Raw genomic sequence first — 12,169 nt, 5'->3', positions numbered from 1 at the left:
AAGTTGCCTGCCGAGGCGGTAACGCTCGGCATCTTCAATCGTTACATTATAACACCAAAAGCGTACGACGCCGTCCGCCCCCTTTGCCAGGCCAGTTTCCCGCAAACGCATCGCCTCAGCCATGGGCCAGGTGCAGCCAAGCCGACGCCGCCATGCCGCGGCCGGGGGCGATTTCGGAGCGAAGTAGCAGAAAATTCATCGCGAAAGACTTTGACCCAACTGCGTAGGCGTGCCACGGTGAGGTCAGCGGTAAAGCAAGCAACAGGGTCATTGTCGCCACGAAGTCGACGACACCCACGGGTTCTTGCCCCAGCCGCGCCCATCTGGCCAAGGCCAGGCATTTTGTTGCAAGGCGCTACGGCGCGAAGGAAGAAATTATGGCGACGGGTACCGTCAAGTGGTTTAACGACTCCAAGGGCTACGGCTTCATTTCCCCCACCGATGGTGGCGATGATCTCTTTGCCCACTTCTCCGAGATTCAGGCTGACGGCTTCAAGACCCTGCAGGAAGGCCAGAACGTCGAGTTCGAGGTAACCCAGGGCAAGAAGGGCCTTCAGGCCTCGCAGATCAAGCAACTCGCCTGATCCAGCATCACGCGAGAGAACCGCAAGGTTCGCATATCGAGGCCCGCCTAGGCGGGCCTTGTCGTGTCAGTAGCCTCAGCGTACTGGCCGCTGTGGACGGCCCAGACGAGAGCGGCAAAGATAGCCAAGGTGCAGGAACGGTATCAGCAACGGGCTGGCGAAGATGCCCAAGGCAACGATGATCACCCACTCCGCCGGCTCCCAACCCAGCGACAGCAGCCCGCTCAGCACCAGCGAGACGAGCGTCAACCCCGCCCCGGCGCAGGCCACCCGCCACCACCAGAGAGAGCGCTCCCGCCGCAGCAGGAATGCGACCGCCACGCACCACAAGCCAGCGATGCCCAGAGTACCGACGAAAACGAAGAGGATGATCGCCACCTCCTGCATGCCCCAGGGAAAACCCACCGTGAGCAGCAGACCCAGGCCGAACACGAAGCAGAACGCACTGACCGGTAGTGCCAGCAGCAGCATCTCGGCCACGATCAGCACCCAGTGGATGCGCTCTCTGTTCATAACGTAAAATTCCCTGAATCTAGCAGAGGATAACTCCAAAAGGCGGTTTGATCATCCGGGCACAATACCCAGGTTATACTTGGCCTTTACCCCTCACCAATACGTGCCACAGCGACTTGACCGAACATAGACGGCAAGCTGATCGGCAGCAAAGGCAGCGCTGGGACGCCACTGCCCCATGCCAAGCAGAGCAGGCGGCGAAAGTGGCAGCTAAACGCACAAGGAAGAAAGCAACGGCATGACGTCAACCTCTCTGTCCTCACCCTCTCAGGCTGAGCGCATTCTGTCGTTCTGGCACAAGGTCGAGTTTTTCGAATCCGCCGAGCTCAAGGATATCGATAATGGCAAGGGCGCCATTCATTACCGCAGCGACGAGCTGCTGAAAGCGCCGAACTGTCTGCCGTGGCTGAACGCTGAGATGGTCAGGCGCGCCGGTAAGGATTACCGACCCGATAAGTCTTATCGTTTCAAGCTCTACCTGGGCCTGTTCGCACGCAGTGAAATTTTTCGTGTTGCCCGTGACGCGTACCCGGCAAGGACCGAGGAAGAGAGCGAGGCCTGGGTAGAGCGCAGCCGCGATGAGGGCCTGACCTGTTCGATGACGGTGGAAGTCGATGCGACCGGAGTCGTCGACCGCGAGAGCTTCGCCATCTCTACGGCCCCGTGGGTGCTGGGTGCGTTACAGCAGGGAACGCTGGATGACGTCACGATCAAGGCGTTCGATGAAGCGACAGGCCTATTCCAGGAACGCTTGAACACCATCCTGACAGTCGCCGATAACCTCAAGCGGGAGCATGGGCTGCCACCCAAGCTCACTACCTTCGAGCTGCTCGAGATGCTCAAGGCAATGCAGGGCTGGACAGCATTTTCTCCACAGGACGAGTCACCTGCGCTGGTCGTCCAGCTGTTTACAGGCAAGACAGGCGCTGAGGTCGAGTCAGCAGCAGGCAGCGCGCAGGCGTGGTCAGCGATGAGCACGCTGGACACTCGTCTGGAGTCGGCGTGCCAAGACTCAACGACGGGTCAGGAATCTCCCGCCCCATCAGACGATGAGCTGCCCTCGATCAACGAGATCGCCATTCTCAACAGCTTCTTTATCCGTGATTTGGAAACGGTCATCACGCAAGCCAAAACGAAAGGGTTAGCGCCCGGCTCACCATTGGCGCGATATCTTCAAGGTGAATGTGACCGCCATCCTGACCTGCTGCTACCTGAAGGCCGCTCGCTGCTAATGCGCAACCTGGCGACTGAACGCATGCCTGCCGGGCGCTGGCCGGGCGAAGATGCGCATTCGATGAGTTTGATGCAGCAGTTCGCGATCAACACCATCGACGAAGAGTTGGCCGAAACGGGCCTCTACTCCGTCAACGGCCCACCCGGTACCGGCAAGACGACGATGCTGCGCGATCTGGTAGCACGTAATGTGGTCAAGCGGGCGAAGGTACTAGCCTCGCTCTCATCACCAGAGGCAGCGTTCGGCGAAGACATATACGCCAATATCGATGATCAGTTGAAACCCATCAAGACGCTCATTCCCGAGCTGATGGGTTTCGAGATGGTGGTCGCGTCCAGCAACAATGCGGCGGTCGAAAACGTTACCCAGGAATTGCCGCAATCCAAAGCGCTGGGCGCAGCCTACCAGGATCTTGCCTATCTGAAGCCGGTGGCTCAGAAACTCGCTGCCAGTCATGACAAAAAGAGCGATGGCAGACTGCATGTCGACGCGCTCACGCCAGACAAGGAGTGCTGGGGGCTGATTGCCACGTCTTTGGGCAAGAAGGGCAATCGCAATACCTTTGGCGAGCGGGTCTTTTTCAAGCCCATCCATCAGTGCGCAGCTCACGACGATGCCGAGCATTACTCAACGCTGATTCCCGCACTCAAGGCATTGGCGGAAGGCCGCGATACAGCGCGTGATTTCCAATCGGCGCAGCGAGCCTTCAAGGAAGCCGAACGTCAGGTCGAAACAGTTCAAAAAGAACTCAAGCAGCTGCAGGATCTTCAGCGCCTGGAAATCAAAACCGATGAGGTTCGGCGCCAGGCGGAAGCTCATCAGGGCTTCGCTGCTCGTGTTGCGCTCTGGAAAAGCAAACGGCAGGCGATGAAGGTGCCTTTCTGGCCATTGGGGCAATACTGCAGGAACCGAGCGGCATTGCGGCAGATAGCAGAGCGAGAGCAACGTGCCGTGCGGCAAGCCGACGTGAGCAAGGGGCGCCTTGTCTCAATGGAACGACGGCTGGAAGCGATGCGTCGCGAATGCGCCCCCCTGAAAGAAAAGTACGCTGATGCTCTGCTGCCCGACGACACGCTGGACCTGGAGGCACCGGCGGTGCAGCGCACGTCCTTTGGTCATGGCGAAGTACTGAACCAGGCTCGTGGAAATCTGACGGCGTGTGCCTTCGAACTGCATCAGGCGTGGCTCGCTGCCGCTTATGCCGATAAGAAGAACCCACTTTGGCCGACGCTAAGCTCCCTGATGCCCGCGCTGAATGGCAGCATCGATGACCGTGATGCGGCAAAAGCCCTTTGGCAGATACTGTTCATGATCGTGCCAGTGGTGTCATCGACGTTTGCGTCGATATCCAACCAGTTTCGCGCCCTGCACGAAGGCGAGATCGGCTGGCTGTTCGTGGATGAAGCGGGTCAGGCATCACCACAACAGGCAGTAGGGGCGCTGTGGCGTGCCAAGCGAGCCGTTATAGTGGGTGACCCGCTGCAGATTGAACCAGTCTTCACCGTTCCTGCCGGCCTGGTCGAGGCCATGGCCAAAGGCGAATTCGACCGTGACTGGTATAAATGGTCACCCACGGTATCATCCGTTCAGGTCGTGGCGGATCGCGCCAACCCATATGGCACGAACGAGATATCCCATGAGTTCTGGGTCGGCAGCCCACTCCGCGTTCACCGACGCTGCGATGAGCCAATGTTCAGCATAGCGAATCGCATCGCCTATAACGACAAGATGATCCATGGGAACGACGAATTATCGCCTGGCCCAGGAGACAGCCGCTGGTTCAATGTGGAAGGCAGTGTTCAGGGTAAACACTACGTCCCTGAACAGGCGAAACAGGTTGCACGTATGCTCAATCCGCATATCCAAAAGACCCGCAAACCGCCGAACGTCTACGTAATTTCGCCTTTCAAGGCCGTGGCAAATGGCGTCAAGCGTCACCTCGAACAAGAGCTTCCCGCAGATATCTTTGGCGGACATGGCAGACTGGTTGATTGGCTGCGTGAGCGAGTCGGAACAGTACATACGTTCCAGGGCAAGGAAGAGGACAACGTCATTTTTGTCCTTGGCCTATCAAAAGAGTCATCCGGTGCCGCCGGCTGGGCTTCCAGCAAACCCAACTTGCTGAATGTAGCCGTCACACGGGCAAAAAAACGCGTGTACATAGTGGGCAGTACCGATATATGGGCAGGCAAGGCGTACTTTTCCGATGCCAAGCATCAGATCCCTTGCGATTAATCAATCGGTTATAAAATCACTCCAGTCGTTTGGCACTGAGGTCCCATAGATAAAGTGCTGGTGCACTCGGATCAGGACTCGACGAGATGCGCCCTCCCCGATGGGGCCACATAAGGCTCCGGCCAATATTCGACCAGACGGCTAACTCTGCCCTTCTCCACCGTAAAGAACGAAATGGCCGTTGCCGACTGAACGCCATCGGTAATGGCGACCTCCGTCACCACCTCATTATCACTCTCGACGAACCGCTTGAGTGTGAACTGCCAGCGGCCGTGCGCAGGATATTCGGCATTCATCTGTGCGAAACGCTCGCCACCGCGAATACGCTCACCGGACTGCGGCCACTCGAGAACGAAATCTGGCGCGAGTACCGCTACCACCGAGTAGAAGTCGTTGGACGCCATCAGCTGCCAGAACTCGCGCACCACCTCACCCGCCGTTTTCATCCTGCTCTCCCCCTCAAGGCCGCCGCATGGCGGCGACCAAGGCGCTTGCCCCGATCAGGCTGCCGGCGCCGGTGCGGTGCAGGATACGCCGCAGCCGCGCGCTCAGCATGCGGCCACCACTGGTGGCCAAAAAGGTGAAAGCGAGATCGCTGAGCACGCCAAGGACCAGAAAGGTCGAGAACAGAATGGCCAACTGTGGCAACAGCGGCTGGCTGGGTGCAACGAACTGGGGCATGAAAGCCATGAAGAAGGCCAGGCTCTTGGGGTTCAGCGCCGTGACCAGGAATGCCTTGGCAGTACCGAGCCGGATATCCGTATCGGTAGGCGCCAGCTCGCCCAGTTGGCCCGATTCGCGCCACATCTTGATGCCCAGGTAGAGCAGATAGGCGGCCCCAAGCCATTTGAAGAGCTGGAACAGTTCGGCGGAGGCCATCAGCAGCGCGCCCACCCCGGCGAACGACAGCGTCATCGCCAGCAGATCGCCCAGGAAGAAGCCGGGAAGCATGGCCAGGGCGGCGCGGCGCCCGCGGTTGACGCCGGTGGTCACCAGCAGGGCCACCGCAGGACCGGGAGAGGCAATGATCAACAGGGAGGCCAGACAGAATGAGAGCCAGAGCTCCAGCGGCATAACGCGCTCCTCGCACGACGTTCAATGGGCCATATCCGTCACGGCCCGCCAATAAGCAAGAGTTCAAGGATCACTGCCGCCCAAGGGAAAAGCAATACGGTCAGCCACGGCGAAAAACGAGATAGCCTCGTTGGCTGAGGTGTCGCTCAAAGAAATCGACTAGCAACTCATAGTGGCGATTCTCACCCTCGCTTCCCGGCAGGTGATCCTCGTCCTCATAGTAATGGACTTCCGGCTGTCGCCCATGACGACCCGGCTTCGTCCCCTTCCAACGCACCCGTGCCGGACTCGAAGCCTGAACCATCCTAGTCTCGACCACATCGGCATCCGCGTCACCGACCTCGCCATCGCCGAAGCCTTCTACGACGAGCTGGTGGCATGGCTGGAACGCGAGGAAATCGAGATCACCGAAGGGCCGGTCACCATGGGGCCACGGATGGCCAACACCTCCAACCCTGCCCGAGCCAAAGAATGTCGGGCAGTGAACTATGCGACTGAGCCCGATAAAGTGGGCATCATGGTCGCCAATGAGTCCTGGCTGGCCGGCCAACGTTTTGGAGATGCAATGATTGCCAAGAAAGAGCGCGGCAAGATGGAGCGACGGCTGAGCGCTGCGCTGACCCACGCCTGCGAGCAGGCCAAACTCCTGCTGCCCGGCTTCTGCTGGCTGACCCACGAGGTCGATTACCAGCGCTTTCCCGAAAGCCTGGTGGTGACCTGGGTGTTCGACACCCACCCCAACCTGGCGAATGCCCTCAAGGGCGATGGCCGGCGCCAGGTCGCCGACCTGACCGCCGAGGCACTGGCCGCGGCCGGCCTCGATGTCGGCGACGCCTCGCGGCATCTCGATTTCGACAGTGAAGAAGCCTGTGAACGAGAGCACGGCGGCAACTGGCAGCGCAGGCTGCGTAGCAACTCAACGAGGCATTGAATGGCCAAGGAAATCGAAAGCCCCTGCGCCTCGATATGCCGACTGAAGGGAGAGCTGTGCATTGGCTGCGGCCGCACCGTTGACGAGATACGCCTGTGGAGAGCCATGAAGCGCCCGGAAAAGATGAAAACGGTGAAGCGCGCCGCTGAGCGCTTGAAGAAGCTCCCGCGTGATTGATGCAGGTGGAGCGGAAGAAGGTGGAGCGGAGAGAACTGCCAGGATGGACGACATGATCGAACGGGCGGCGCTGTTCAGCAGGGCCGCCCATCAGGCCGTGGGGCAGCGACGCAAGTACACCGGCGAGCCCTACTGGCAGCACCCGGCGACAGTCGCAGAGATGGTGGCAGCCGTGGAGGCGGCAACGGCGGAGATGATCGCCGCCGCCCACCTGCATGACGTGCTCGAGGATACCGCCGTAACGGCGCTGGACATCGAGGCGTGCTTCGGCCAACGCGTCGCCATGCTGGTTCAGGAGCTGACGGATCAATTCATCGATCCGAAAATCGGCAACCGCGCTCACCGCAAGGCGCTGGAGCGCAACAGGCTGGCCCAGGTCTCCCCAGAGGCGCAGACCATCAAGTACGCCGACCTGATCGACAATAGCATCAGCATCGCCGCCCGGGACCGCGGCTTCGCCCGGGTCTACCTGGCCGAAAAGCGCCGGCTGCTGGAAGTGATGGAAGACGGTGACGAGATGCTGAGGCGCCAGGCATGGAGCGTATTGGCGGAAGGTGAGGCGAAGATCCGCGGCATTGCGCGATAGCCCGGAAAATACTGCATAAATGCAAGAGTGACCTTGAAAAAGTTACCGACCGGTAATTTTCGCGGAAATCGAGCTTTGATCGCCACGAGAATTACCGATCGGTAATCTCACCATTGCGAATCAGTAAATCCATGCCTAGAATTACCGAACGGTAATCACAAGCGGATTCGCCATGCCGACCACTGACTCCCCGCCCTCCCAGGCCGCCAGCATTCGCCATAGCGAAGATCTCGGCAAGCTGGTGCGGCAGCTGCGCGCCGAGCAGGGGCTGTTGCAGATCGACCTGGCCGGCCTCGCCGGCACCGGCAATCGCTTCATCGTCGACCTGGAACGCGGCAAGCCGACACTGCAATTGCAGAAGGTGCTGGATGTACTCGACCTGATGGGGCTCGAAGTAGTGGTGAGGCGCAAGGGTGGCAACCGCCATGGCGAGTGACGCTACCCTGGAGCTTTACCACGGCGCCACGCATGTCGGCCGGCTGCACGATGCACAACCACTGCGCTTCGAGTATGCCCCTGCTTGGCTGGAGCACCCTGAAGCGGTGAGTCTCTCACCCACCCTGCCCCTCTCGCAGCAGGTGCACGTCGGCGATGCGGTACTGGCCTATTTCGAGAACCTGCTGCCGGAAGGCGACCTGCGCCATCACCTCGAGCTTCGCCACCACACCACTACCGTATTCGGACTGCTTAAAGCCATCGGCGGAGACACGGCCAGCGGCTTCACCCTGCTGCCGCCAGGAGAAACACCCGCTCCGCCGCATTATCGGCCCATCAGTTGGGAAGCGCTGGCAGAACACCTGCGGCACAGGGAACGGGGGCCTCTGTTCTCGCAGCAGGGCGAAGAGGCGCGGATCTCGCTGGCCGGCGCTCAGAACAAGTTGCTGCTGATGGTGCAGGCAGACGGAAGCCCCGCCATCCCGGAAGGATCGGCCCCTTCCAGCCATATCCTCAAGCCCACCGCCCTCAACGAGACCTTCTGCATGCAGCTGGCCGGCGAACTCGGGCTCGAAGTCGCCGAAGCCAGCTACCAGCCCGACACCTGCGCCTGCCTCGTGCGCCGATACGACCGAGCACCCGACGAACAGGGCCGGCTGCGTCGCCTGCACCAGCTCGACTTCTGCCAGCTTGCCGGTACCCCCTCGCTGATCAAATACGAAAGCGACGGCGGCCCCGGCCTGGCGCGCTGTCGTGAGCTCATGCAGCAGGTGGGAGCACCGGCCAAGGACTTGCAGCGCCTGATCGGCTGGTTCTTCTACAACCTGCTGATCGGCAACAACGACAGCCATGCCAAGAACCTCGCCATCCTCTACACCGAGGAAGGCCCCCGCCTGGCACCGTTCTATGACCTGATGAGCACCACGCTCTATAGTGGCCTCGCACGCCGCTTCGCGTTTCGCATCAATGGTGAGGATCGCCCCGGCAGCATCGAACGCTCGCACCTCGAAGCCCTGGCACGCTCGATGCGATTCCAGCCGCGCTACTTCGTCAAGCAAGGTCTCGAACTCGCCGAACGCATGCCGGCAGCCATCGACGCTACCCTCGCCACCCTGAGCGCCGAGGCCCAGCAAGGCACCGAGCAAACGCTGCTGGAGAGGCTGCAGCAGCGGCTGTTGAGCAACTGCCACAAGCTACCAGAGCGGTGGGCAGTCGGGGGCGGTTGAGTGGACCATGGCGGCCCTCACTGCAGCGCCTACACTACCCGGTAATGGCACGAACAGGCTCAAGGGCCACGTCACAAACAAAAAATCTATTCCTGCCCTACACACCGGGTAAATATTCTGCCTGAAAGAGAAATTATGGCGACTTTATCTTAATTTTTCGCAGGTAGCCGATTTTCTGGGAAGTACTGATAAACTCCGCCCAAGACAGGCTCCGCCCGCGGCGGAGCCTTTCATTTTCCATCGGCAGGGAGACCTTCATGGCCCGCAAAATCATCGTTCTTGGTGCCGGCATGGTCGGCGTATCGGTGGCCTGGCATTTGGTGCGTCGCGGTCATGACGTCACGCTGGTGGACCGCCGCGAGCCGGGTCTCGAGACCTCCTTCGGCAACGCCGGCATCATCCAGCGCGAGGCGGTGCGCCCCTACGCCTTCCCCCGCGATATCGGCACCCTGCTGCGGGTGGTGCCCAACCGCCAGGTGGACATCCGCTACCGCCCCACCGGCATGCTGAGCGCGGCGGGCCCGCTGCTGGAGTACTGGCTGAACTCAGGCGGCAAGCGCTACGAGCGCATCGTTAACGAGTGGGCATCGCTGATCATGCGCTGCCAGGATACCCACACGCCGATGATCGAGGCTGCCGGCGCCGAGGCAATGGTGCGCAAGGGCGGCTGGCTGGAGCTTTACCGCACCCCCAAGGAGTTCGAAGAGCGCCAGAAAGTCGCCCAGGAGAACCGCGAGCGCTACGGGGTCGAGTATGAAGTGCTCAACGCCGAGGCGCTCTACGCCAAGGAGCCGCATCTGGCCAAGGGGCTGGTCGGGGCGATCCACTGGACACAGCCCTGGATGGTCTCGGACCCGGGCGCCCTGGTGCAGGCCTACGCCCGCAACTTTGCCGAACAGGGTGGCCAAGTGAAACAGGCCAGCGTCGAGGATGTACTCCAGATAGAGGGCGGCTGGCGAGTCGCTACCAGCGAAGGCCCCCTGGAGGCAGAGGAAGTGGTGGTGGCTCTGGGCCCCTGGGCCGGAGAGCTGCTGGACAGGCTGGGTGTGAAAGTGCCGCTGTTCGTCAAACGCGGCTACCACATGCACTACTCCGCCGAAGGGGAAGCCAAGCTCAACCACTGGCTGATGGACGCCGAGAAGGGCTTCCTGCTCGAACCCATGCGCGCCGGCATTCGCCTGACCACCGGCGCCGAGCTGGCCGACCTGGAATCGCCGCCCCAGTACAAGCAGCTGGCCGCCGCCGAGAAGGTGGCACGCAAGCTGTTCCCGCTGGGCAAGCGTCGCGACAGCCAGCCCTGGAAAGGCGCCCGCCCCTGCCTGCCCGACATGAAGCCGGTAATCGGCCCCGCCACCGGCAAGGATGGGCTATGGCTCGCCATCGGCCACGGCCACCAGGGCTTTACCCTGGGCCCGGCCACCGGCGAACTGCTCGCGCAGATGATGGATGGCGAAGAGCCCGCGGTGGATATGGCACCGTTCCGGGTTGATCGCTTCTGACGCTGAGGCAACTACCCCATAACGAAAGCGGGCGCCCTTGAGGCGCCCGTTCTGTTAAGCCATGGCTGGATTTGGGTCGTCAGTACATTAGCTCTGTAAGATATTTCGCTCTCTGCCGTAAGCGATCTCTCAAATTCTCACCCAGCGGTAGCCAAGGCGACAAAGCCAGCGATAATCGATAACCGCACCATGGGCATGGGATAGAGGGAAGAAACCATGGATCTTGCGAAGGTTGGCGACAAGGTGGCTTGCTCCTGCAAGGGTGGACCGCATCGGATCGTTTCCGGTGCAAGCACGGCCAAGGTGGATGGCATTCCCATCGCCAGGGTCGGTGACAAGATTTCGTGCGGCGCCAGCATCACCGCTGGCGTGGCGTGGTATCCCATCGAGGGCTCAGCCGCAGCCATCAATGGCAGCGCCACTTCCTGCGGCGGCCAGGTCATTACCGGTTGCAGCACGGAAGTCGGCTCGCCCACCAGCGCGAGCATGTGGGCAGCAGGCCCAATGACTCATCCAACTTCTCTTAGGATGACCGGTCATCAAGATGACTCGTTCAGGGCCTCGTTTGCCGAAAGCTCCCCAGAAGCTAAATACGAATACGTGGCCTCTGAATCTGAAGTGATCATGAACCAGCCTGCCTATCTCTTCGTCGAAGGTGTCGGCAGCAATGGCGGATATATCTTTCGGGTCCATGTCACGATTAGAGATAACACGCTTCATCTATCGGCACGCGGTGGAGCAGTGGCAGCACTGATCCCCGGGGGCGGTAAAGCTATTCTAGGCATGCGTGCGGAGCTCAGGGATGGCGACCAGTTACTGGAATCGGCAGTTCTTCAGAATGACGGAATCAATGCTTGGCCAGATGAACCTCTATATAGGCCGGTAGGCCACGCCTCCTTTTCCTTACCCGAACCACAGCCTGGCAAGTCGCTTTCTCTTTATCTCCAAGGGACTTTCCAGTACCAGACCAGCGCAGGATCAGCAGCACCGATGCCACCCAGCACAAGCAAGACGATTTCCATTCAGGTAGTTGAGAAACAGCATGTTCCGTAAATTATTTCTAGTCGCTTCGCTGACTCTTCTCCTCACGGCCTGCCAGGAAGGTATGGGCAATGATATCGCTAGCGATTCTATCGAGCTTCAAAGGCAAGCCAACGAAGAAACTGCTCTCGGCATTGCAGAGGGGAACATTGAGAGACTAGAAAAAGCGAAAATTCTTATCGAGCAGGCACTCGATGCCGATCCAGGGAATCACTTCGCGCTGATCAACAGAGCCCAAATTTCTATCTATCAGGGAAATTACGAGCTTGCTCTAAGCACTGTGGAGCAAGCTTATGACATCGCACCGAGCAACGACTCTCTCCCACTTTTTCGCTGCATGCTGATAGAAGAAGTCGAGAGTCATGAAAGCGCGAGGGAGTGCTACTCAGCAGTCGAGGAAAGTTACGCCGAGCGGCACGAAGCAGATGGAGAGATCCCCGTCAACTGGGTGGGCGCGGCTGTCCTTGCCGACAGCCATGCTGCACTTGAGCTGGCCAAAGCATATCTTGAACAGGAAAACGCCAAGGGCGAGATGGAAGCCGAGTTTGCCGAGATGACAATCGCGAGCTTCCAGGATGGAAGCTATGTGGACCAAGTGTTGATGCGCTAGCACACCGAAAAGTAAGAGGCCCGT

Annotated in this window: 13 protein-coding genes; 10 read left to right on the top strand and 3 right to left on the bottom strand. The window is 60.1% G+C overall.

From position 1 onward, the window contains the following. Positions 1 to 377: 377 nt before the first annotated feature. The gene (locus H1D44_RS17450; protein ID WP_181516358.1) at positions 378 to 584 is read left to right on the top strand and encodes a cold-shock protein; all 207 of its coding nucleotides are present in this window, start codon (positions 378 to 380) and stop codon (positions 582 to 584) included. 75 nt (positions 585 to 659) lie between these two features. Here the strand turns inward: H1D44_RS17450 and H1D44_RS17445 are convergent, their stop codons facing one another. Then, the gene (locus H1D44_RS17445) at positions 660 to 1,097 is read right to left on the bottom strand and encodes a hypothetical protein (RefSeq protein WP_181516356.1); all 438 of its coding nucleotides are present in this window, start codon (positions 1,095 to 1,097) and stop codon (positions 660 to 662) included. A gap of 238 nt (positions 1,098 to 1,335) precedes the next feature. Between H1D44_RS17445 and H1D44_RS17440 the strand changes: the two genes are divergently transcribed. Continuing rightward, entirely contained in the window at positions 1,336 to 4,566 is a 3,231-nt protein-coding gene (locus H1D44_RS17440; RefSeq protein WP_181516354.1) for a DEAD/DEAH box helicase, read from the top strand. A 71-nt stretch (positions 4,567 to 4,637) separates the two neighbouring features. Here the strand turns inward: H1D44_RS17440 and H1D44_RS17435 are convergent, their stop codons facing one another. Further along, a complete protein-coding gene (locus tag H1D44_RS17435; RefSeq protein WP_181516352.1) occupies positions 4,638 to 5,012 on the bottom strand; it encodes a nuclear transport factor 2 family protein in 375 nt (124 codons plus the stop codon). 13 nt (positions 5,013 to 5,025) lie between these two features. Next, complete coding sequence (locus tag H1D44_RS17430) at positions 5,026 to 5,640, bottom strand: LysE family translocator (RefSeq protein ID WP_181516350.1); 615 nt, start codon at positions 5,638 to 5,640, stop codon at positions 5,026 to 5,028. A 244-nt stretch (positions 5,641 to 5,884) separates the two neighbouring features. On the opposite strand from H1D44_RS17430, the gene H1D44_RS21070 reads away from it, so the two are divergent. From H1D44_RS21070 to H1D44_RS17390, 8 genes are all read left to right on the top strand, one after another. Continuing rightward, on the top strand, positions 5,885 to 6,571 hold the full coding sequence (locus H1D44_RS21070; protein ID WP_238984393.1) for a VOC family protein: 687 nt from the start codon (positions 5,885 to 5,887) through the stop codon (positions 6,569 to 6,571). After that, positions 6,572 to 6,748 (top strand): DUF1289 domain-containing protein, encoded by a 177-nt coding sequence (locus H1D44_RS17420; RefSeq protein ID WP_181516348.1) that lies wholly within the window; start codon positions 6,572 to 6,574, stop codon positions 6,746 to 6,748. Between the two features lie 52 nt (positions 6,749 to 6,800). Next, a complete protein-coding gene (locus H1D44_RS17415; RefSeq protein ID WP_244964835.1) occupies positions 6,801 to 7,334 on the top strand; it encodes an HD domain-containing protein in 534 nt (177 codons plus the stop codon). 172 nt (positions 7,335 to 7,506) lie between these two features. Next, a complete protein-coding gene (locus H1D44_RS17410; protein ID WP_181516344.1) occupies positions 7,507 to 7,770 on the top strand; it encodes a helix-turn-helix transcriptional regulator in 264 nt (87 codons plus the stop codon). Then, entirely contained in the window at positions 7,760 to 8,995 is a 1,236-nt protein-coding gene (locus tag H1D44_RS17405; RefSeq protein WP_181516342.1) for a type II toxin-antitoxin system HipA family toxin, read from the top strand. Before H1D44_RS17410 ends, H1D44_RS17405 begins: the two co-directional genes overlap by 11 nt. A gap of 257 nt (positions 8,996 to 9,252) precedes the next feature. Then, positions 9,253 to 10,494: an NAD(P)/FAD-dependent oxidoreductase gene (locus tag H1D44_RS17400; RefSeq protein ID WP_181516340.1), complete on the top strand. Its 1,242-nt coding sequence runs from the start codon at positions 9,253 to 9,255 to the stop codon at positions 10,492 to 10,494. Positions 10,495 to 10,710: 216 nt separating this feature from the next. After that, positions 10,711 to 11,547, top strand: a complete 837-nt coding sequence (locus H1D44_RS17395; protein WP_181516338.1) for a PAAR domain-containing protein — start codon at positions 10,711 to 10,713, stop codon at positions 11,545 to 11,547. Beyond that, the gene (locus H1D44_RS17390) at positions 11,537 to 12,145 is read left to right on the top strand and encodes a tetratricopeptide repeat protein (RefSeq protein WP_181516336.1); all 609 of its coding nucleotides are present in this window, start codon (positions 11,537 to 11,539) and stop codon (positions 12,143 to 12,145) included. The genes H1D44_RS17395 and H1D44_RS17390 overlap by 11 nt, the downstream gene beginning before the upstream one ends. The last annotated feature ends 24 nt before the right edge of the window (positions 12,146 to 12,169 follow it).

It is taken from the genome of Billgrantia kenyensis (genome assembly GCF_013697085.1).
Classification (GTDB): Bacteria; Pseudomonadota; Gammaproteobacteria; order Pseudomonadales; family Halomonadaceae; genus Halomonas; species Halomonas kenyensis.
The sequence above is the reverse complement of the archived record's forward strand: the minus strand, read 5'-3'. Positions and strand labels throughout refer to the sequence as shown.